Annotated in this window: 18 protein-coding genes and 1 pseudogene; 7 read left to right on the top strand and 12 right to left on the bottom strand. The window is 68.7% G+C overall.

Annotated elements, in window-relative coordinates:
• On the bottom strand, positions 1–948 hold the full coding sequence (locus ACRRRO_RS21035) for a carbohydrate ABC transporter permease (protein WP_424788406.1): 948 nt from the start codon (positions 946–948) through the stop codon (positions 1–3).
• Positions 949–966: 18 nt separating this feature from the next.
• Positions 967–1,275, bottom strand: coding sequence for a carbohydrate ABC transporter permease (locus ACRRRO_RS21040; RefSeq protein WP_434080802.1), 309 nt, complete (start codon positions 1,273–1,275; stop codon positions 967–969).
• A gap of 98 nt (positions 1,276–1,373) precedes the next feature.
• Here ACRRRO_RS21040 and ACRRRO_RS21045 point away from each other — a divergent pair, with 98 nt between their 5' ends.
• Together ACRRRO_RS21045 and ACRRRO_RS21050 are read left to right on the top strand one after the other, a co-directional pair.
• Positions 1,374–1,625, top strand: a complete 252-nt coding sequence (locus tag ACRRRO_RS21045; protein ID WP_434080803.1) for a hypothetical protein — start codon at positions 1,374–1,376, stop codon at positions 1,623–1,625.
• Between the two features lie 3 nt (positions 1,626–1,628).
• Complete coding sequence (locus tag ACRRRO_RS21050) at positions 1,629–1,769, top strand: hypothetical protein (protein WP_434080804.1); 141 nt, start codon at positions 1,629–1,631, stop codon at positions 1,767–1,769.
• A 233-nt stretch (positions 1,770–2,002) separates the two neighbouring features.
• Here the strand turns inward: ACRRRO_RS21050 and ACRRRO_RS21055 are convergent, their stop codons facing one another.
• The 3 genes from ACRRRO_RS21055 to ACRRRO_RS21065 form a co-directional block, all read right to left on the bottom strand.
• On the bottom strand, positions 2,003–3,088 hold the full coding sequence (locus ACRRRO_RS21055) for an amidohydrolase family protein (protein ID WP_424797286.1): 1,086 nt from the start codon (positions 3,086–3,088) through the stop codon (positions 2,003–2,005).
• A gap of 89 nt (positions 3,089–3,177) precedes the next feature.
• Positions 3,178–4,770 carry a signal recognition particle protein gene (ffh, locus tag ACRRRO_RS21060; RefSeq protein WP_434080805.1) on the bottom strand — a complete coding sequence of 531 codons (1,593 nt, stop codon included), beginning with the start codon at positions 4,768–4,770 and terminating at the stop codon, positions 3,178–3,180.
• A 126-nt stretch (positions 4,771–4,896) separates the two neighbouring features.
• Positions 4,897–5,676 carry a TetR/AcrR family transcriptional regulator gene (locus ACRRRO_RS21065; protein ID WP_424797288.1) on the bottom strand — a complete coding sequence of 260 codons (780 nt, stop codon included), beginning with the start codon at positions 5,674–5,676 and terminating at the stop codon, positions 4,897–4,899.
• A 253-nt stretch (positions 5,677–5,929) separates the two neighbouring features.
• On the opposite strand from ACRRRO_RS21065, the gene ACRRRO_RS21070 reads away from it, so the two are divergent.
• Entirely contained in the window at positions 5,930–6,316 is a 387-nt protein-coding gene (locus ACRRRO_RS21070) for an STAS domain-containing protein (RefSeq protein ID WP_424797289.1), read from the top strand.
• A 117-nt stretch (positions 6,317–6,433) separates the two neighbouring features.
• Here the strand turns inward: ACRRRO_RS21070 and ACRRRO_RS21075 are convergent, their stop codons facing one another.
• The 5 genes from ACRRRO_RS21075 to ACRRRO_RS21095 all read right to left on the bottom strand — a co-directional run bounded on the left by ACRRRO_RS21075 (position 6,434) and on the right by ACRRRO_RS21095 (position 13,142).
• The gene (locus ACRRRO_RS21075) at positions 6,434–7,693 is read right to left on the bottom strand and encodes an ammonium transporter (protein ID WP_424797290.1); all 1,260 of its coding nucleotides are present in this window, start codon (positions 7,691–7,693) and stop codon (positions 6,434–6,436) included.
• Between the two features lie 165 nt (positions 7,694–7,858).
• Complete coding sequence (gene ftsY, locus ACRRRO_RS21080) at positions 7,859–9,073, bottom strand: signal recognition particle-docking protein FtsY (protein WP_424797291.1); 1,215 nt, start codon at positions 9,071–9,073, stop codon at positions 7,859–7,861.
• A gap of 123 nt (positions 9,074–9,196) precedes the next feature.
• The gene (locus ACRRRO_RS21085; RefSeq protein WP_434080806.1) at positions 9,197–9,322 is read right to left on the bottom strand and encodes a hypothetical protein; all 126 of its coding nucleotides are present in this window, start codon (positions 9,320–9,322) and stop codon (positions 9,197–9,199) included.
• 254 nt (positions 9,323–9,576) lie between these two features.
• Entirely contained in the window at positions 9,577–12,783 is a 3,207-nt protein-coding gene (gene smc / locus ACRRRO_RS21090) for a chromosome segregation protein SMC (protein WP_434080807.1), read from the bottom strand.
• Positions 12,726–13,142: an AAA family ATPase gene (locus tag ACRRRO_RS21095; protein WP_434080808.1), complete on the bottom strand. Its 417-nt coding sequence runs from the start codon at positions 13,140–13,142 to the stop codon at positions 12,726–12,728. The genes smc and ACRRRO_RS21095 overlap by 58 nt, the downstream gene beginning before the upstream one ends.
• A 162-nt stretch (positions 13,143–13,304) precedes the next feature.
• On the opposite strand from ACRRRO_RS21095, the gene ACRRRO_RS21100 reads away from it, so the two are divergent.
• Positions 13,305–14,552, top strand: coding sequence for a CehA/McbA family metallohydrolase (locus ACRRRO_RS21100; RefSeq protein WP_424797294.1), 1,248 nt, complete (start codon positions 13,305–13,307; stop codon positions 14,550–14,552).
• Between the two features lie 17 nt (positions 14,553–14,569).
• On the opposite strand, the gene ACRRRO_RS21105 is transcribed toward ACRRRO_RS21100, so the two are convergent.
• On the bottom strand, positions 14,570–14,800 hold the full coding sequence (locus ACRRRO_RS21105; RefSeq protein ID WP_424797295.1) for a hypothetical protein: 231 nt from the start codon (positions 14,798–14,800) through the stop codon (positions 14,570–14,572).
• A 195-nt stretch (positions 14,801–14,995) separates the two neighbouring features.
• Here ACRRRO_RS21105 and ACRRRO_RS21110 point away from each other — a divergent pair, with 195 nt between their 5' ends.
• Positions 14,996–15,403, top strand: a complete 408-nt coding sequence (locus tag ACRRRO_RS21110) for a RidA family protein (protein ID WP_424797296.1) — start codon at positions 14,996–14,998, stop codon at positions 15,401–15,403.
• Positions 15,404–15,410: 7 nt separating this feature from the next.
• On the opposite strand, the gene ACRRRO_RS21115 is transcribed toward ACRRRO_RS21110, so the two are convergent.
• Positions 15,411–16,358: a LysR family transcriptional regulator gene (locus ACRRRO_RS21115; RefSeq protein WP_424797297.1), complete on the bottom strand. Its 948-nt coding sequence runs from the start codon at positions 16,356–16,358 to the stop codon at positions 15,411–15,413.
• A 142-nt stretch (positions 16,359–16,500) separates the two neighbouring features.
• Here ACRRRO_RS21115 and ACRRRO_RS21120 point away from each other — a divergent pair.
• Together ACRRRO_RS21120 and putP are read left to right on the top strand one after the other, a co-directional pair.
• Positions 16,501–19,978, top strand: a pseudogene (locus ACRRRO_RS21120) (bifunctional proline dehydrogenase/L-glutamate gamma-semialdehyde dehydrogenase).
• 51 nt (positions 19,979–20,029) lie between these two features.
• Positions 20,030–21,544, top strand: a complete 1,515-nt coding sequence (gene putP / locus ACRRRO_RS21125) for a sodium/proline symporter PutP (RefSeq protein WP_424797299.1) — start codon at positions 20,030–20,032, stop codon at positions 21,542–21,544.
• Positions 21,545–21,554 lie beyond the last annotated feature (10 nt).

A 21,554-nucleotide genomic window follows, 5' to 3' on the forward strand; every position in this document is an offset into this window, starting at 1 on the left:
TCACTTGATCCCGGTGAAACCGATGGAGTTGACGATGCGCTTGGCGAAGAGCATGAACAGCACCAGCATGGGCAGGGCCGCCACCAGGGTCGCCGCCATCAGGCCGGACCAGTCCGGTCCGGTCTGGGGGGTCTGTGCGTTGAACGTGGCCAGGGCCACGGTCAGCACCCGGGACTCGTCGGTGTAGGAGACCATCAGCGGCCAGAAGTAGTCGTTCCAGGCGGTGATGTAGGTCAGGATCGAGACTGTGGCGATCGGTGCCACGGTCATCGGGATGATCAGGGTGAAGAACACCCGGACCTTCGAGGCACCATCGATGAAGGCCGCCTCCTCCACCTCGATGGCCACGTTCATGAAGAACTGGCGCAGGAAGAAGATCACGAACGGGGTCATGAACAGCCCGGGCAGCATGATGCCCAGCAGCGTGTCGATGAGACCCAGATCACGGATCAGGAGGAAGTTGGGCAGCAGGGTGAAGATCAGCGGCACCATGAGGGAGAGCAGGAACAGACCGAAGACGAAGTCCCGTCCCGGCCAGCGCAACCGGGAGAAGGCGTAGGCGGCCATCGCGGAGAAGAACACCTGGCACACCGTGACCGCGGTGGCCACGATCACCGAGTTGCGCAGGTACAGCCAGAAGTCCATGTGCGCCCCGGATCCGCCGTCGGCGATCGCCTCCTCCACCGACTGCATCCCGAACACCCGAGCGAACCCGCTCCAGGTGAACTCCACCGGCAGCAGCGAGGCGGCATTGGCGTACAGCGCGCTGTTGGAGGAGAGCGCGGTGCGCAGGATCCAGTAGAACGGGAACAGGGTGATGATCAACAGGAGCACCATCACCACCCAGGCAAGGATGCGCCCGAGGCCGGACCTGCGGTGGGGACGGGACGTTTGCGCCTGCCTCATCGGGGCGTCCGGTTCCACCGCGGCCACCTTCTCCTGAGTCATGTCCTCACCCCGCTCTCTCTAGTTCAGATCCGATTGGCCGGCCCGCGTGACGCGGTACTGCAGGAAGGTGACCACCATCAGGATCACCAGCAACGCAACGCTCAGCGCGGAGGCGTAGCCGAAGTCGAACTGGCCGAAAGCCATGTCGTAGATGTAGTACTGCAGCACCCTGCTCGCATCGACCGGGCCTCCGGCAGTGGTCACCGAGACGGTGTCGAACACCTGGAACGAGCCGATCACGGTGATGATCAGCACCAGTCCCAGGATCGGCCGCAGCAACGGCATCGTGATGGAGAAGAAGGACCGCACCTCCCCCGCGCCGTCCACCCGGGCGGCCTCGTACAGGTTCTGCGGGATGGTCTGGAGGCCGGCGAAAGATCAGCAGCGCGGTGTAGCCCATGTGCCGCCAGATGTTGACTGCGGCGATGGTCGGAATTACCCAGGTCTCGGAGTTGAAGAATGCCACCGGGTCGAACCCGATCGCGGTCAGGATCCGGTTACCGATGCCGAGTTGGAAGTCCAGGATCCACAGGAACACCAGCGCCGCCACCACGTTGGAGACCAGGAACGGGGTCAGCACCAGCGAACGCAGCAGGGTGGACTGGGTGAGCCGCTGCATCAGGACCGCGATCAGCAGGGCCAGCACCGTCTGGAACCCGATGTTGAGGATCACATAGTAGATGGTGACCCGCACGGCGTTCCAGAACACCGGGTCGGCGAACATCCGGGTGAAGTTGTCCAGCCCGATGAACTCCGCCGGGGACAGCAGGTCCCAGGAGGTCATCGACAACCACAGGCCGCGAAGCAGCGGCCAGAAGTAGAAGGTCAACAACCCGACCGTCGCGGGGAAGATGAACACCAGCGCCAGTCGCAGGTCCGATCTCGGCTTGTTGCGGACTGGCCGAGTCTCGGTGTGCACGACCACCACACGACTCCTTCGGCGTTGCTGAACTGCTGGTTCACCGATTCAAGCAGGTCACGGGGAGCGCGACAAGCGCGACACCCCGGCCAATGGAGGGACAAGACCTCGGATGTCTGCGCGGAATCGGGCCGGTCAGCCCACCACCCGCCCTCGCCGGATCACCGCTGTGGGATGGGCCAACACCCCGATGTCTGCGCGTGGATCCGCCGGATAGACAACCAGATCGGCCGGTGCCCCCTCGGCGATGCCGGGGCGGCCAAGGTAGGCACGTGCCGCCCAGCTCGCAGCGGCCAGCACGTCGACGGCCGGCACGCCGGCCCGGGCCATCTCCGCGCACTCCTGCGCGATCAACCCGTGCGCCAGGGTGCCACCGGCATCGGTGCCGACCAGCAGCGGGACCCCCGCCTCATACAGGTCGCGTACGTGCTGGTACCTGCGGGCGTGCATCGCCCGCATCCGCTGGGCGAAGGCGGGGAACTTGGCCGCACCCTGATCGGCGATCTTGTCGAAGGTCCCCACCTGAAGCAGCGTGGGCACCACCGGGATCCGCCGCTGCGCGGCACTGGCGATCTGGCTCGCGCTCATCCCGGTGCCGTGCTCGATGCAGTCGACCCCGGCGGCCAGGATCGGGTCGATCGTCTCAGTCGCGAAGGTGTGCACGGTGACACGGGCACCTTCTGCGTGCGCCGACTCCACGCCGCGCGCCAGCTGCTCATCGGGCCACAACGGTTCCAGGTCCGCGGCCGATCCCCTGGCCCGGTCGATCCAGTCCCCCACGACCTTGACCCAGCCGTCCCCGGCACGGGCCTGCACGGCCATCGCACCGGGCAACTCGTCCACGGACTCCAGTTCGATGGCGAAGTAGCGCAGGTACCGCTTCGGACGGGCCAGGTGTCGGCCGGCGCGGATGATCTCGGGAACATCGTCGCGGTCCGCGAGCCACCGGGTGTCCACCGGCGATCCGGCATCGCGGACGAGCAGCGTGCCCGCGGCCAGATCCGCGCGCGCTTGCGCCAGGGCGGTCGACTCCTCCACCTCGCCCAGCGGGCCGAGACCGACGTGGCAGTGCACGTCCACCAGGCCGGGCACCGCCCAACCCTCGATGATCCGGTCGGCGGAGCCGGCGTCGTCGAGCCGCAGCACGCCGTCGGCAATGCCGACCTGCCCTACCGACCGCGCGCCGTCCAGGATCACCTCACCCCGGACGATCACGTCCATCTAGCCGCTCCGCACCCGGTCCGCACCGAACCCGGCCGGTGCAGGTGCCGAAGGGCAGGACCGGTCCGCTCCGGCGTACGGCACAGCCATCAGCGGCCCAGGAACTTCTCGAACCCCGGCGGCAGACTCAGCGAGTCGGGATCGACCTCATCGGTCGTGGCCCCCACCCCGAAGGAGGAGCCGGACTTGGCCTTTGCGGCGCGCTCGGCCGCCTCGCGTTCCTGCCGGGCACGCTTGGCCGGATTGCCCGACTTGCCCTTCTTGCGGTTCTTCGGGGGGGGCTGCATGCGGCCCTTGGACTTCTTTCCCGCACCGGGCATCCCGCCCATTCCGGGCATCCCACCCATCCCGGGTAGCCCTCCGGGGCCGCCACGTCCCCCGCTGCGGGCCATCGAACGCATCATCGTCTTGGCCTGGTCGAACCGCTCCACCATCTGGTTCACCTCGGTGACGGTGGTGCCCGAACCGCGAGCGATGCGGGAACGGCGCGAACCATTGAGGATCTTGGGGTTGGCGCGCTCGGCCGGAGTCATCGACTGGACGATCGCCTCGACGTGAACCACGTCGCGCTCATCGAAATTCTCCAGTTGCTCGCGCATCTGGCCCATCCCGGGCAGCATGCCGAGCATCTTCTTCATCGAGCCCAACTGCTTCATCTGCTGCATCTGGCTGAGGAAGTCGTCGAGGGTGAAGTCACCGTCGCCGGAGAGCTTCTCAGCGATCTCGGCGGCCTGGCGCTCGTCGAAGGCCTTCTCGGCCTGCTCGATCAGCGTGAGGACGTCACCCATGTCCAGAATGCGGGAGGCCATCCGGTCGGGGTGGAAGCGCTCGAAGTCGGTGAGTTTCTCGCCGGTGGAGGCAAACAGCACCGGCTTGCCGGTGACGGTGCGGATCGACAGCGCAGCACCACCGCGGGTGTCGCCGTCGAGTTTGGCGAGCACCACACCGGTGAAGCCGACCCCTTCGGCGAACGCCTGGGCGGTGGTGACCGCGTCCTGCCCGATCATCGCATCGACCACGAACAGGGTCTCGTCGGGCTGCACCGCATCGCGGATATCGGCGGCCTGGCCCATCATCTCGGTGTCCACACCGAGGCGTCCGGCGGTGTCGACGATGACCACGTCGTGGTGCTTGTCCCGGGCCCGGGCGACGCCGGAGCGCGCCACCTCAACCGGGTCACCGACGCCGTTGCCCGGCTCGGGGGCCCAGACCGGCACGCCGGCCTGGCCACCCCCGATCTGCAACTGGTTCACCGCGTTCGGACGCTGCAGGTCCGAGGCCACCAGGAGTGGGGTGTGACCCTGTTCGCGCAGCCACCGGCCGAGTTTCCCGGCGAGCGTGGTCTTTCCCGCACCTTGCAGACCGGCGAGCATGATCACCGTGGGCGGGTGCTTGGCCAGGCTCAGTTCGCGCGACTCACCGCCCAGTATCTCCACGAGTTCGGCGTGCACGATCTTGACGATCTGCTGCGCCGGGTTGAGTGCCTCGGAGACCTCGACGCCCCCGGCCTGTTCCCGCACAGCGGCGGTGAAGGCACGGACCGCCGGGACCGCCACATCCGCGTCGAGCAACGCGCGCCGGATCTGGGCCACGGTGGTCTCGATATCGGACTCGGACAGCCGGCCCTTGCCACGCAGGGACTTGAACGTGGCGCTGAGCCGATCGGAGAGACTGGCGAACACTGGCACTTCCTCGGTTGACCTGTGGGAGCGGGCTCTGGTCAGGATAACGCGCCGGCCCACTCCTCTGAGCGAGGCGCCGCTGGTGCCCACCGGGCTCGGTCGGCACAGCCCGCCCGGCGCCCTTGGTCAGGAGCGGGGCTCGCCGGCCACTTCCGCGACGCCCTCGAGCAGGTTCTCCAGCGCCTCGGCGAACTCCTCGGCGTCGTTGCGCGGCGCGCTGAGCAGGGTGGCGATCGAGGCGATGGTGGGATAGTCGGTCAACGCCTGCGCATCCGGTCCCGGCGCCGAAGGCTCCGGCCCCTGATTCTGCCGGGCTTCCTGTGCGGCGGTCAGGAGCAGGTGGCCGAGCAGGAAACTGGCGAAGGTGCGGTAGACCACCGCCACCTGATCCTCGTCGAACCCCGCCCCGAGCAGGGTGGAGAGGAACTCCTCGACCACCTCCAGATTGCGCAGCGGCGGACGCAGCCAGGGCGCGGCCGGGTGCCGGGTGGCGACGAGTGGGAACAGGTTCGGATGACGCAGGGCCAGGTCGCGCATCTGGTGCGCCAGCCGCCACAGGTACGCCCGCCACCCTCCCGCGGAATCGACGTCGGCGCTGGCGGCCGACTCCACCATGCCCGACACCTCGTCGACCATCGCGTCGAGCAGGTCCTCCCTGCCGTCGACGTAGCGGTACAGGGCCATCGCCTCCACGCCGATCTCCGCACCCAGGCGCCGCATGCTGAGCGCACCGACCCCCTCGGCGTCGACCAGGGCGATGGCGGTCTCGATGATCTGGGCACGCGTCAGGCCCCCGCGCGCGTCCGAACCGGAGCCGTGGTCCTCGGGACCGCCGTCAGTTGCTGTGGAGCCCATGGCGCCGGCCGGGGCGCCATCGTCCGCGCGCTCGGCATCCGTATCGGCCATGACAACTCCTTGATCAGCCCTGGGCGTGAGGGCCCATTGTGGCATCCGGGGCAGACCCCGTCCTGCCGAGAGGTTTGGTGCCCGCACTCCCCTGGTCACCGACGCTCTCCGCGCCCAGCGGGAATGGCAACCCGCCCCCGGGACCGTCCGCTCGGGGAAGTTCCCGATGCGTGGTCGTAGCCACTTTCGCATTTACACTGTAAACTCCGGCTGAATGCGTACCATGAGGACCACGAGAAGACACGAGGCCATTATGACAGCCACGGGGAAAGTCCTGCCATCGGCCGGCGAACCCGGTTCGGTCGCCGTGCTGACGTCATCGAACCGCTCCCGTCTTGTGCTCGCCGGTGAAATCGACATCGCCGTCGAGGCCGAACTGGCGGAAGCCATCGGTGAGTTGCTCTCCCTGGGACTCCCAGTGGATATCGATGCCCGCAACATCAGATTCATGGACTCCTCGGCGCTGTCCGGGATCGCGAGGCTGAGCAGCCAGCTCGGGCACCGGCCGCGGATGATCTGCCCGCCCGAGTCGGTACTCTTCCTCCTCGACGTCACCAGGGTCGCCGAGGACGTGGACGTCGTGGATCAGGACCCGGGCTTCGGGGAGGACGCCACGCAGGTCCGCGTTTCGCGGGATTGACGGCCATTCGCGCCTCGGCGCGCCGCAGACGTCGGCCATAACGCCGGAGGGGGCTCCGCGCCTGCGTGGCACGGAGCCCACCTCCGCCGATGCCGGGGCCGTCTCCGGCTCGGGCGGTTAGTTCGTCGGGACGATTCCCTCGTACGCGCTCTCGGCGTGTTCGAGCAGGTCGATTCCGGAGAGCTCCCCCTCCTCGGGTACCCGCCATCCCATGGTGGCCTTGAGAGTGAGGCCGATGACCGCCGTGACGACCCCTGAGAACACGATCGCAACGAGCACCACCAGGGCCTGGACGAGGAGCAGGCTGGGCCCACCGCCGTAGAAGATGCCACCGTCGGTCGCCAGGAACCCGATCATCAGTGTTCCAATGAGCCCGCCGACAAGGTGGACACCGACCACGTCGAGTGAATCGTCGTAGCCCAGCGCGTACTTCAGGCCGACGGCCAGCGCACACGCGGTGCCGGCGGCAAGGCCCAGCACGATCGCCCCGACCGGGCTCAGCGACCCGGCTGCGGGGGTGATCGCGACCAGACCCGCGACGATGGCCGATGCGACACCCAGGGCGGTCGGCTTGCCCTGCCGGATCTTGTCCACCACCATCCAGCCGCAGACCGCCGCGGCGGTAGCCACGGTGGTGTTCACCCAGGCCAGACCCGCCTCACCGTTGGTTCCATAGGCAGAGCCGGCGTTGAAACCGAACCAGCCGAACCACAGCAGCGCAGCACCCAGCATCACGAAGGGCAGGTTGTGTGGCCGGATCACCTCGGTCTTGAAACCCCGGCGCACGCCGATGATGAGCGCGAGCACCAGTCCGGCCACGCCGGCGTTGATGTGCACCACGGTGCCTCCGGCGAAGTCGATCGGTTCGGCGATGCTCGCGAACGGACCATCCTCGGAGAGCAGGCCGCCGCCCCAGACCATGTGGGCCATGGGGAAGTAGGCCAAGGTGACCCACAGGCCGGCGAACACCAGCCAGGTTCCGAACTTGACGCGGTCGGCGATCGATCCGGCGATCAGTGCGGTGGTGATCATCGCGAAGGTGACCTGGAATCCCACGTCGACAAGCGTCGGAATCGCCTGGCCGGTCTCCTCATTGACCACCGTGAGTTCGGCGAAACTGCCCCCCAGGCCGAACTGGTCCAACGGGTTGCCCACGACGCCACCGAGGGAGGCGCCGTAGGACATCGACCATCCCCACAGGACGTAGATGACCCCGATCACGGCCATCGCGCCGAAGCACATCATCATCATGTTCAACACGGACTTGGAGCGGGCCATACCGCCGTAGAACAGTGACAAGCCGGGGGTCATCAGCAGTACCAAGGATGCCGAGACGAGCATCCAGGCGCTGATACCGGTATCGATGAACGGTTCCATTCGCTTCTCTCCCAACGCCAGCCCGGGCGGCTGGTCCGCGCTAAATCGTCGAGGGAAACTTATGGTGTTGTCAAGACTTTGAATTTACTTTCTATATATCTTCGAATGGGCTGGACTTGGCTGCCATGGGCGGCAAGAATGGTGCTCGACTATGCTGGATCCGGCTCAGGTCAGGAGCGCATCCACGAACTCCTCGGCATCGAAGGGCGCCAGATCGTCCGGCCCCTCTCCCAGACCGACCAGTTTGACCGGAACTCCCAGTTCACGCTGTACCGCGACCACGATGCCGCCCTTGGCGGTGCCATCCAGCTTGGTCAGCACGATGCCGGTGACGTCGACCACCTCGGCGAACACCTGCGCCTGTCGCATCCCGTTCTGGCCGGTGGTGGCGTCCAGGACCAGCAGTACCTCGGCCACCGGAGCCGATCGGGAGACCACCCGCTTGATCTTGCCGAGTTCGTCCATCAGTCCGGACTTGTTCTGCAACCTGCCGGCGGTGTCGATCATGACCACATCGGCCCCCGCCTCGCGGCCGGCGCGCACCGCGTCAAAGGCGACCGAGGCAGGATCGGCTCCCTCGCGGTCCGAGCGGATCACCGGCACGCCCACGCGATCTCCCCAGGTGCTCAGCTGCTCGGCGGCGGCGGCCCGGAAGGTGTCGGCGGCGCCGAGATAGACGTCTCGGTCCTCGGCGACGAGCAGCCGGGCGAGTTTACCGATCGTGGTGGTCTTCCCGGTGCCGTTGACGCCCACCACCAGGATCGTGGCCGGGTGGGGTTCACCGTCGTCTCCTAGGCCGGCGTCGATACTCAGGCTCCGGTCCATCTCCGGGTCCACGATGTTCAGCAGTTCGGCGCGCAGAATGGCTCGAACCTGCTCGGGTTCCTGGGCCGCATCGACCCGAGCCCGGGTGCGCAGCGCCGCCATCAGGTCATCGGTGGGTCCGGCACCGACGTCGGCCAGGAGCAGCGTCTCCTCGATCTCCTCCCAGTCGGCCTCGGTCAGGGAGTCCTTGGACAACAGGTTCAACAAGGTGGAGCCCAGGGTTCCGGAGCGCGCGAGCCGGCTGCGCAACCGGGCCATCCGGCTTCCGGCCGCCTCCGGCCGGTCCAGCACCGGTTGGGCAGGTTCGGTCACCGTCGCTTCGGGCTCGACCGTCCCGGTCGCGGTCGGGGGTGCGCTATCGACGTCGGTGCCGCCGCCCGTGGGCTCAGCGTCCTCCGGTTCAGCCTCGGGCGGTCGCGCCGGTGGCGCCTCCTGCTCGCCCTCAGGTGCGGTCGGGGCACCGCCACGGCGGCGGCCCACCGCCACCAGGGACAGGCCCAGCACCACGAGGGCGAGCAGGCCGAGGAGCAGATACAACCAGATGTTCTCGATCACGAGATCCAGTGTGGACCACCGAAGCCACTACCGGCCAACCGCAGCGCAGGGGGACGCGTCGGTGCCGCCGGGCCCCGGGGCGTGGGTCGGAGCGGTCACCCCCGAGCGTGGGCGCAGCCGGGATCAGTCCCGGCCGCGGTGGCGGCGCAGCATTTCACGCAGGTCCGGAGCCTCCTCGTACCCGTTGCCCTGCTCGGCCAGCGCGGCGAGGTCCTGGACCAGGAGTTCCTCGCCTTCATCCTCCGACACATGACCCAGCCGGGTCCGCCGGTGTTGCGCACGGCCGTGAACGCCTCGGCGACCCAGGCCCGGTATCCGCCGTCCGGTGCGTGTGCGCGCAAGAGCACCACCGCCACCAGGGTGGCGATGAACGTGCTGAGCACGACGACGGCGACTACTTCCCACACGCTGTCGATTATCACACCGCGTCGCCCATCCGGGGACGTGTGGGGCAGCGTGTCGCGAGCGTATTGCCGTGACGAGCAGCACACCGTGACCCGGGCCTACTGCTCCTCGCGCAGCCGCTGGGAGATCACCTGGGTCACTCCGTCCCCGCGCATCGTCACCCCGTAGAGTGCGTCGCCGACCTCCATGGTCCGCTTCTGGTGGGTGACCACGATCAACTGGGAGTCCTGGCGGAGTTCGGTGAAGATCTCCAGCAGCCGGCCAAGGTTCACATCGTCCAGGGCGGCTTCGACCTCGTCCATCACGTAGAACGGACTCGGCCGGGCCTTGAAGATCGCGATCAGCAGCGCCACTGCGGTCAGCGACCGTTCCCCGCCCGAGAGCAGTGAGAGCCGGTTGATCTTCTTGCCCGGGGGCTGGGCCTGCACCTCGATGCCGGTGGTGAGCATGTCGTCCGGATCGGTCAGCACCAACGCACCCTTGCCGCCGGGGAAGAGCCGGGCGAAGACCTGCTCGAACTGCACGGCGGTGTCGTGGTAGGCAGCGGTGAAGACGTGCTCCACCCGTTCGTCGATCTGGGCGACGATCTGCATCAGGTCGGCCTTGGACTTCTTCAGGTCGGCGAGCTGCTCGGCCAGGAACTGGTGACGCTCCTCCAACGCGGCGTGCTCCTCCAGGGCCAGCGGGTTCACCTTGCCCAACAGGCTGAGGGCCCGCTGGGCGGCCTTGTACCGCTTCTCCTGCTCGGCCCGCACATAGGGGCGCGGCTCCTCGGCGTCGGCATGCTCGCCGTCGGCGGCCGCCGTACCCGGTGCAGGGACCGGTGGTACCAACTGGTCCGGCCCGTACTCGGATGCCAGTACCTGAGGGTCCAGGCCCAGTTCCTCCACCGCACGTTGCTCGAGCTGTTCGATCCGCAACTTCTGCTGGGCGCGGGCCACCTCGTCGCGATGTACCACATCGGTCAGCTCGCTGTGCCGTGCGCTGAGTTGCTCCAGCTCTTCGCGCACAGCCCGAAGGGCCTGCTCCCGCTCTTCCCGAGCGGCCTCTGCCTGCTCACGGCGCTCGGCGGCCAGGGACAGGGAGTGCTCCAGGTGCTGCAGCGCCGTCTCGGCGGCCGCGTGCACCTCGGTGGCGATCGCTGCCTGCACCGCACGACGCCGCGCCCGCTCCCGGGCCACCTCACGGGCGTGCCGTTCCGCAGCCGCGGCTCCCTCCAGGGACTCGGCTCGGGCGGTGACGGCGCGGACGCGTTCCTCGACGGTGCGCAGGGCAAGGCGCGCCTCGGTCTCCAGGCCGCGTGCTTGCGTCGCGGCCTCGGCGGTGCGATCGCGCTGTGCGGTCGCACCCTCCAGATCGGTCGCCTGCTCCTCCGGTTCGGCTTGCGCCCGCTCGAGCCGCTCGGCGAGTTCGGCCAGTTCGGCGCCCACCTGCTCCTTGGTGAGTTCGGCCGTCTCGATCGCCGGCCGGATCCGATCGGCTTCGGCGCCGGCCGCGCGCATGGCGGCCTGGAACTGCCCGAGTTTCTCGGCCACGGCCGCCAACTGGGCGTCGGACTCGTGCAGGTCGGCCAGGGTGGCGTCGACCCGCTCCTGCGCGGTCTGCACCTCCTCGCGTGCCGGACCCAGGGCGAACCGGACCTGCTCCGCCCGTCCCACCGCTTCCTGCAGGTTCTGCTCGGCCTCGTCACGCGCAGCGTGCAGTTCCAGCACCGAAGGGCCCCCGGGTGAGCCGCCCCGGATCTGGGTGCGCGCCACCACATCACCATCCAGGGTGACCGCCATGACGTCATGGGCACCGACCACCCGGCGGGCCTGGGCCAGATCCTCCACCACCACCACACCGGCGAGTAGCCGGGCGATAGTGGGTCCCAGCGTCTCGTCGGCGGAGACCAGATCGTTGGCCCACTTCCCGGCGGGCGCCGCTGCGACCGCGGGCTCGCCGTCACCGGGTCCGCCGGCCACCACCAGGCGTGCCTGGCCGGAGTCATTGCTGCGCACCAGCCGGACCGCGTCCACCCCGGCGGCCACCGACTCCACCGCGGCGGCATCGGCCAAGGGCCCCAAGGCAGCCGCGATCGCGTTCTCGTACCCGCTGGCCACGGTGATCAGATCGGCCAGCGAGCCCAGCAACCCGGCGGGCCCGTCCGCACCGAGCAGCGTCCCGGTGCCGTCCTTACGGTCCATCGACAGGTCCAGTGCGTCCCGCCGGGCGGCCCAGGTGGACCTGGCCGACTCCGCCTCACGTTCGGCCTCGGTCAGTTCGACGACCTTCGCCTGTGCCGCCTCCTGGGTCTCCAGGGCCGCCTCATGGGCGGCATCCAGTCCGACCTCACCCTCCTGGGCCCCGACCACGGTCTGCTCCAGCTCGACGTAACCGGAGCGGGCCTCCTCCTGGCGGGCTTCAGCCGAGCGCAGGTCCTCACGCAGGCGCGCCAGTTCGGACTCGATCCCCTCCAGGCGGCTCCGCCGGGCGCCGACCTGCCCGGTCAGCCGGGCCAGCCCCTCGCGCCGATCGGCCACGCCCCGGTGCACACCGGCCAGTTCCCGCTCCGCCGTGGCGGCGGCCTCCTCGGCCTCCTTTCGCGCGGCCTGCGCATCGGCCAGACCCTGCTGGGCCTGCTCCCGCTCCGCGGTCAGTTCGGCTTCGGCCTCCCGGGTGCGCTGGGCCTGGGCCTCAAGGTCGTCGGGATCCTGACCCTCCTGCGGCGCCGCCGCCGATCCCAGCAGCCGGGTGCGCTCGGCCGCCAGCGTGGCGGTGCCTCGGAGCCGCTCGCGCAGACCGGACAGCCGGTACCAGGTCTCGGTGGTCTCACTCAGCCGGGGTGCGGCTGCGGCGGCCTCCGCCTCCAAGTGAGCCAGCCGCCGTCGTCGGTCCTGCTGTGCCTGCTCGACCTGCTCCCGCTCGGTGCGCAGCGCCGTCTCGTCCGCGATCTCCGCCGCGAGCGCCGAGGAGAGCTGGACCAGATCGTCGGCCAGCAGCCGGGCGCGGGCGTCGCGCAGATCCACCTGCACCACCTGGGCCCGGCGCGCCACATCGGCCTGCTTGGCCAGTGGCCCCAGCTGCCGCCGGATCTCCGCCGACAGGTCGCTGACCCGGGCCAGGTTCGCCGACATGGTGTCGAGTTTGCGCAGGGCGCGTTCCTTGCGCTTGCGGTGCTTGAGGATGCCGGCCGCCTCCTCGATGAAGTGCCGGCGTTCCTCCGGTCCGGCCTGCAGTACCGAGTCCAACCGCCCCTGTCCCACGATCACGTGCATCTCCCGGCCCATACCGGTGTCGGAGAGCAGGTCCTGGATATCCAGCAATCGGCAGGGGGTGTTGTTGATCGCGTACTCCGAGGCGCCACGGAGAACAGGGTGCGCGAGATCGTCACCTCCGAGTACTCGATCGGCAGCACACCGTCGGAGTTGTCGATCGTCAGGGACACCTCGGCCCGGCCCAACGGCGGACGCTTGGAGGTGCCGGCGAAGATCACATCGGCCATCGCCCCACCGCGCAAGGACTTCGCGCCCTGCTCCCCCATCACCCAGGCCAGCGCATCGACCACGTTGGACTTCCCGGACCCGTTCGGGCCGACCACGCAGGTGATCCCGGGCTCGAAGTGCAACGTGGTCGCCGAGGCGAAGGACTTGAACCCACGCAGCGTCAACGTCTTCAGGTGCACGTCGGTCACTCTAGCCGTGCCGGTGGTGACCTTCGTGGCGCACGCGCGCGAACGTCCGGGCCCGTGTGGCATGGCCCGCAGCCGGGCGCTCCAGGCACCGGGGGCGCGGGTGTATTAGCATCAGCCGGGCCCCCGCCACGCACGCTTGGATGCCCGCCGCGCATGATTGACAGCCGCCACCTGACCATCGATGACCAGATCGCCGACCGCTACCGCGCGGTACCGGTGGAGGTGCCGGCCGGTGCGGGGGGTCTGCACGTCGAGTTGGACTATGACGATTCGGCGGCCGTGATCGACCTGGGTTGTGCCGGCTCCCACGGCTGGCGTGGCTGGTCCGGCGGGGCGCGACGGGAGTTCTGGATCGGGCCGAATGGCGCCACCCCCGGGTACGTCCCCGGGGAACTGGAGGGCGGCACCTGGGAGGTGATCCTGGGGCTGCATCAGATCCCGGCCGCCGGGGTGGGGGTGCGGGTGCGCGCCGAGGTGGTGCCATCGGTGACCGTCCCGGACGAGCCGCTGGCGCCGGTGGCCACTCAGCGGGTGCGGGGTTCGGACCGGCAGGTACCCGCGGAGCCGGGGCTGCGCTGGTATGCCGGGGACTTCCATGCCCACACCACCCACTCCGACGGCGTCGAGAGCATCGATGAGCTCGCCGCCCGGGCCGCCGCGGCCGGACTCGACTTCCTGGCCGTGACCGACCACAACACCATCAGTCACCACGCCCACCTTGCCGGCCCCGGAGCCCGGCACGGCATCACCCTCATTCCCGGCCAGGAGGTCACCACCGCAGACGGGCACGCCAACGCCCTGGGGGATGTCGGCTGGGTGGACTTCCGCGCCCCAGCCAGGAACTGGGCCGAGGCGGTCCAGCGCGGCGGCGGGGTGCTGAGCATCAACCACCCCCTGGCGGGCGACTGCGCCTGGATACACCCGCTCGACCGCGCCCCCCGCGCGCTGGAGGTGTGGCACATCGGCTGGTTCCGGGACCTGAGCGCCACCGGCCCATGGGCGATCTGGCAACGCTGGCGCGAGGCCGCCGGCGGTGCCTCGGTGGTGCCGTTGGGCGGCAGTGACTTCCACCGGCCCGGTCAGGGCTTCACCGTGGGCACGCCCACCACGTGGGTGGCGGCGCAGGACGATTCGCCCGAGGCGATCCTGGCCGGAGTGGCCGCCGGGCGCACCGCGATCAGTGTCGGGGTGCGCCCCGACGCCAAGCCCGACCCGCTGCACAGCCCGTTGCTGGTGCGCGTCGAGGGCGAGCTGCTCGCCCTGGGTGCCGCGGGTGCCGTGCTCGTCGATGCCGAGGGACGACGCCGGCGACTGGCCGGTTCCGCCGAGCGCCTTGCCGCGGGGTCCGGTCCGTACCGGATCGTGGACGACCAACGCCGGATCCTCGCGATCAGCCCGTAGGCCCGGCCCCGGCGGCCTCAGCCGTCGTCGTCGTCCAGGTCCTGGGCCGGGACGGCTGCCGCGGTGTCCGCCACATCGGCCTCGCTGGCCCGCCCCTCCAGATCCGGTCGTGCGGTGCGGGGACGGTAGTCCTCACCGGACTCCGGGGACGGAGCGGACGTCTCATCGGCCAGGCTGACCGGTTCGTGGGCATCGGGATCGACCAGCCCGGCATCCTGCCAGGACTGCTCACCGGGGACGGTGCTCATGTCTCCTCCTTCGGCTCACCATGTCGAGGACTCAGCCACCGGTACACCGGCGGGGTGCCGGCGGCGATGCCAGCCTAACCCGCCGGATGCCGGCGCGACAGCGGGGTGTGCGAGGGCGGCTGGTGCCGGACCGGGCCGGAGGGGGCTCCGTAATCGTCTTTACGGCGCCGGCCCCTGCGTGCCAGGGTCGCCGATATGCCCTCCGCCGTTGAACTGATTCGCTCGGCCACACTGTCCGACGTCGCCGAGTACGCCTATGCTGCCACCGCACCGAAAGATGCCCGATTGATCTTCCTGGCCGGCGCGTGCCCGTTGGACGCCGGCGGCGGCACCGTCGCGGTTGGCGATCACGCCGGCCAGGCCGCCGCGTGCGTGGCGACCATGAACCGCGCGCTGGCCGATGCCGGGGCCTCGATCACCGACGTGATCAGCACCCGGGTCCTGGTGGCCTCGGCTGACCAGGCCGATCTGGTGGCGGCCTGGGAGGTGGTGCGCGATGCGTTCGGCAACCATGACGTGCCCTCCACCCTGATGGGGGTCACGGTGCTGGGCTACGACGACCAACTCGTGGAGATCGAGGCCATCGCCGCCGTCGTGGACTGACGGCTGCTCACCCGGCTCCACCCGGGGGTGTGCGCTGAACCGCCTCGAGCGCACCGCGCAACGCCGCGCGTACGGTCACGATCGCCGGGCGGTTCACCGCGGCCCGGCGCACCGAGGTGAACAGCTCCCGGTAGAAGGGGCCGGGCAGGCTGATCCGGCGCACCCCGCGCGGCTGCGTCGTCCAGATCAGGTCCGGGAGCAGGCTCACCGCGTGCCCCGCCCGGATCAGGTGGATGTGCACGCTCAGGTCGGCGGAGTAGTACCGGATGTCGGGCTCGAACCCGGCGGCCCGGCACTGCTGGACGACCCAGTCCTTGGCCGCGGTCCCCTTCGGCTCGACCACCCAGGGCACGTTCCGGGCCTCGCTCAACGACTGGATGCCGCTGCGCCCGGGCACCACCAGGCGCATCGTGTCGGTGCCCAGGAGTTCCCGGTGCAGTTGATCGTGGTGCGCACGGGTGTAGCCGGGGTACTGCTCGGCCATGGCCAGGTCGAACCCGCGGGTGGGCAGTTCGGAGAGGCCGAACTCCGGAGGCACCACCGACGCCTCGATCCGCAGGTGTGCAGCCTGCTTCTCCAGGGTGGTGAGGGCGTAGGGAACCAGCGCCCGCGCCGCCGTCTCCAGTGTGGCCAGCCGGATCGTCTCGGGCACCGGACGCTCCGGTGCCAGTTCGCTCTGCACGCCTTCCTGCAGTTCGATCACCTGAGCGGCGTAGCGGGCCACCCGGGTGCCGGCCGGGGTCAGCCGTACCCGCCGTCCGTCCTGCTCCAGCAACGGCACACCGACCTCGCGCTCCAGGCGCGCCAGCTGCTGGGAGACCGAGGACGGGGCATAACTGAGCGTCTCGGCAACGGCGGTGATCGTGCCGCGCAACTGCAGTTCCCGTAGCAGGCGCAACCGGTGCAGATCCCACACTTCGCTGACCTTTCGCCAGAACCGAACGGTATCATTCACTTTTTCACGCTTATCACGAAACGTATGTCCTGACACACTGACAGATCAGGATCAGTCGGGAAGGTCATATCGGCGTGGGCTACCCGCTCGAAGCCGATGACCGGCCCGCAACCGAGTCCGACCTGGACGTGGAGGTCAGAACGTGAACGAGCAGTCAACACCCGGTATTGACCAGGCACTGGCCGACGAAGCGGTGGAACTGGTGCGACGATGGCTGCACGCCAGCCGCGACGAACCCGTCGACGCCGCCGCCAAGCGGTTGTCCGATGTGCTGCGCGATGAGAACGGTCTGGCCTTCACCGTCGGATTCGTCGACGGGGTGATTCGTCCCGAGGACCCCCACGCCGCGGCGCGGCACCTGCAGACCCTGGTGCCACTCATCCCCCGGTTCCTGTCCTGGCCGCTGCGCACCGCCGTGCGCCTGGGCGCCTCCCTGAGCACGGTCGCCCCCGGCATCGTCATCCCGATCGCCAAGGCTTCATTGCGCCAGATGGTGCGCCACCTGGTGGTGGACGCCTCCGAACGCAAACTCGGACCGGCGCTGAAGCAGATCCGCGCCAAGCAGCCCGGTGCCCGGCTCAACATCAACCTGCTCGGCGAGGCCATCCTGGGCAAGGAAGAGGCGGCTCGGCGGGTGGAGGGCACTCGGCGCCTGCTGGCCCGTGACGACGTCGACTACATCTCGATCAAGGTCTCCTCCACCGTCGCCCCGCACAGCCCGTGGTCCTTCGATGAGGCCGTGGCCGGGGCCGTGCAGGCACTGGTGCCGCTGTTCGAACTGGCTCGGACCGCCCCGGGCGGGCCCAAGTTCATCAACCTGGACATGGAGGAGTACAAGGACCTCGACGTCACTCTCGCCGTGTTCACGCAACTGCTCGACCGGCCGGAGTTCACCGACCTGAGCGCCGGCATCGTGCTGCAGGCTTACCTGCCCGATGCCCTGGGCGCGACCATGCACCTGCAGGAGTGGGCCAGCGCCCGGGTGGACGCCGGTGGCGCACCGATCAAGATCCGCGTGGTCAAGGGTGCGAACCTGCCGATGGAGCACGTCGACGCCGAGGTGCACAACTGGCCCGTGGCCACCTGGGACTCGAAGAAGGCCACCGACGCCTCCTACAAGGCGGTCCTCGACTACGCCCTGCACCCCTCTCGCACCCGCGCGGTTCGGGTGGGCGTGGCGGGGCAGAACCTGTTCGACCTCGCCCTGGCCTGGTTGCTGGCCGAGCGCCGAGGCTGCACCTCCGATGTGGACATCGAGATGCTGCTGGGCATGGCCACCGCAGAGGCTGCCGCCATCCGTAAGGACATCGGCAACCTGCTGTTGTACACCCCGGTGGTGCACCCGCAGGAGTTCGACGTGGCGATCGCCTACCTGGTGCGACGCCTGGACGAGGGCGCCTCGGACGAGAACTTCATGTCCGCAGTGTTCGACCTGAGAAGCGATGAGTCCCTGTTCGAGCGTGAGCGCACGCGGTTCATGGACTCCCTGGCGATCATGCCCACCGAAGTGCCGGCACCGAACCGGGACCAGGATCGCAGCCGGCCCCAGCCCGCCGGTCCGCGGGAGGGGTTCCGCAACGCGGCCGATACCGACAGTTCGGTGGCCGCGAACCGCGACTGGGCCGAGCAGATCCGGTCCCGGATGGCCTCCAGCACACTCGGGGTGGAGACCGCCGAAGCCGGGCTGCTCACCACCCGGGAGGCGCTGGAGGAGGTCATCGGCACCCTCCGCTCCGCCGCCAAGGGCTGGCAGGAGTTGGGTGCCGGCGCCCGGGCCGAGATCCTGCACCGGGCCGGCGACGCCCTGGAGGCACGCCGGGCAGACCTGCTGGAGGTGATGGGGGCCGAATGCGGCAAGGTGATCGAGCAGGGCGACCCGGAGGTCAGCGAGGCGATCGACTTCGCGCACTATTACGCCGAGTCCGGTCGGCGCCTGGAGCAGGTGGAGGGAGCCGCCTTCACCCCCTCGGATCTGACCGTGGTCACACCCCCGTGGAACTTCCCTGCCGCGATCCCGGCCGGATCCACCCTCTCCGCCCTCGCGTCCGGCTCGACGGTGGTGATCAAGCCCGCCGAGCAGGCCAAGCGCACCGGCGCGGTGATGGTGGAGGCCCTGTGGGAGGCCGGTGTGCCCAAGGACGTGCTCCAGTACGTCCAGCTCAGCGAGCGCGATCTGGGCACCGAGTTGATCTCACATCCCCTGGTGGACCAGGTGATCCTCACCGGTGGTTACGAGACGGCCGAACTGTTCCGCTCGATGCGCCCGGACCTGCAGTTGCTGGCCGAGACGAGCGGGAAGAACGCGATCATCGTCACACCCAGTGCCGATCTGGATCTGGCCGCCAAGGAGGTGGCCAACTCCGCCTTCGGTCATGCCGGACAGAAGTGCTCGGCGGCCTCTCTGGTGATCCTGGTGGGGTCGGTGGCCACCTCCGCACGCTTCCACCGCCAACTTCTCGATGCTCACCTCCATGGAGGTGGGCATGCCGTGGCAGGAGCGTGCCCAGGTGGGCCCGGTCATCGCCCCGCCGGAGGGCAAACTACAGCGCGGTCTGACCACGCTGGGTGCGGGTGAGAACTGGGTGCTGCCGCCCAGGAAACTCGACGACGACGGCCGGTTGTGGCGCCCGGGGGTGCGCGCCGGGGTGGCCCCGGGCTCGGAGTACCACATGACCGAGTACTTCGGCCCGATCCTGGGCGTCATGACCGCCGAGACGCTCACCGAGGCCATCGAGATGGTCAACGAGGTCGAGTACGGGCTGACCTCGGGTCTGCACTCCCTCGATTCCGAGGAGATCGATACCTGGTTGCAGAGCGTCCAGGCCGGCAACCTTTACGTCAACCGCGGGATCACAGGTGCGATCGTGCAGCGCCAGCCCTTCGGAGGGTGGAAGAAGTCGAGCGTGGGCAACGGCACCAAGGCCGGGGGCCCCAACTATCTGGTGTCCTTCGGCACCTGGGCCGATCGGCAGGTCACGGCCACCGACGTCACCGATCCGGTCAGCCTGCGCGCACTACGCGCGGCGGAGGATGCCGGGATCTCCCAGGAGGACCGGGACTGGCTCGCCGGTGCCCTGCACACCGACGTGAACGCCTGGGAGCAGGAGTTCGGCATCGTGCGCGATGCCACCGGTCTGCAGAGTGAACACAACGCCCTGCGCTATCACCCCACGCCGGTGACGGTGCGGTTCGAGAGCGAGCGGTTGCGGGATCTGCTGCGCATCCTGGCCGCCGCCGCTCGCAGCGGCGCACACGTGACGGTCAGTTCGGCCACCGACGTCGCACCCGCACTGCAGCCGTACGTAGGCGAACTCGGCATCGACGTCTTCCACGAGGACGCCAGGGCCTGGCACGCCCGGGCGAACGGGTTGGCCCGCGTCGGCGGGCGGGTTCGTCTGATCGGCGGTTCCGGTAGCGACCTGGCCCGGGCCACGGACGGCTCCCCGCTACTGGCGATCTATTCCGGCCCTGTTGTCAGCGCCGGACGAGTAGAGTTACTGACATTCTTGCGGGAACAGGCTGTTTCAATCACCGCACATCGCTTCGGAACGCCTCGACCGCACAGAATTCCAGCATCCGTGCCGGTGCCCGGGGGGTGTCTCGGGCTGATTCGACAATAACCAGGATTCCTTCATCACCCACCATCACCCAATTGGCAAAGGGGCCACGAAGTGTCTGATCAAACATTCCAAATCATCGCCCTGCTCCTCTACTTCGCAGCAATGATCGGGATCGGCGTCTACGCCTTCCGGCAGACGGCCGATCACGAGGATTACATGATCGCCGGGCGCAAGTTGAGTCCGACGACGGCAGCGCTGAGCGCCGGTGCCTCCGATATGTCGGGCTGGCTCATGATGGGCCTGCCCGGCGCAATTTACGTTGCCGGGCTGATCGAGTCCTGGATTGCGATCGGTTTGACCATCGGCGCCTATCTGAACTGGAAGTTCGTGGCCCCCCGGCTGCGTTCCTATACCGAAGTGGCGAAGAACTCGATCACTATTCCGAGTTTTTTCGAGAACAGGCTGCATGACACATCCCGCGCGCTGAGGATCGCCTCGGGTGTCATTGTGCTCATCTTCTTCACCTTCTACGTGTCTTCCATGATGGTGGCGGGTGGCGAATTCTTCATCGTCTCCTTCGACACCTCCTACATGACCGGGATGCTGATCGTTGCCGCGGTGACCCTCGCCTACACCCTCATCGGCGGCTTCCTCGCCGCCTCCCTGACCGATGTGGTGCAGGGCACCCTGATGATGCTGGCTCTGTTGATCGTCCCGGTGCTCACCATCTTCGCCGTCGGTGGCTTCGGGAACACCCTGGACGCCATCCGCGCGGCCGAGCCGGGCGCCCTGTCCTTCACCGCCGGGCAGGCCGTCACCGGTGGGGCGACGGTTGCCATCATCTCAGCACTGGCGTGGGGACTGGGGTACTTCGGTCAGCCGCACATCATCGTGCGGTTCATGGCGATGCGCGAGGCCGCCTCCGCCGGTTCCGCGCGCCGGATCGGGATCGGCTGGATGGTGATCTCCCTGTTCGGTGCGACCGTCACGGCGTTGGCCGGCATCGCCTACTTCCAGGTCAGTGACCTCACGTTGGACAACGCCGAGCACGTGGTGCTGGCCCTGTCGCAGATCCTGATGCACCCCTTCCTGGTCGGCCTCGTGTTCGCCGCGGTGCTCGCGGCGATCATGTCCACGGTGTCCTCCCAGTTGATCGTCAGTTCCTCGGCGTTCGTCGAGGACCTCTACCGGGTGTTCAAGAAGGACTCCTCCCCCAGGCACCTGATGATCCTGGGACGGGTAGTCGTGTTCGCGGTGGCCATCATCGCGATCATCCTGGCGATCGATCCCGGTGACACCATCCTGGGCCTGGTCGCCTTCGCCTGGGCCGGGTTCGGTGCCTCCTTCGGACCGGCCATCCTGCTGTCGCTGTTCTGGCGCAAGTTGACCAACTGGGGCGCGCTGGCCGGGATGGTGACCGGTGCGGTGACGGTATTCCTGTGGAGTTCCTTCGGACCGGAGATCTTCGGCGCTTCCCTGTACGAGATCGTGCCCGGGTTCCTCCTCAACGTCCTGGTCTCCGTTGTGGTCAGCAAGTTGACCTACAAGGCCAACCCCAACCTGGAGCAAGAGTTCGACCAGGCCGTGGAGTTGGCCAAGCGCAAGATGAAGGCGCCCACCGCCTGATGCTTCACAG

Origin of the sequence: Sanguibacter sp. Z1732 (assembly GCF_051020515.1) — a bacterium.
Lineage (GTDB): Bacteria > Actinomycetota > Actinomycetes > Actinomycetales > Beutenbergiaceae > CALKWS01.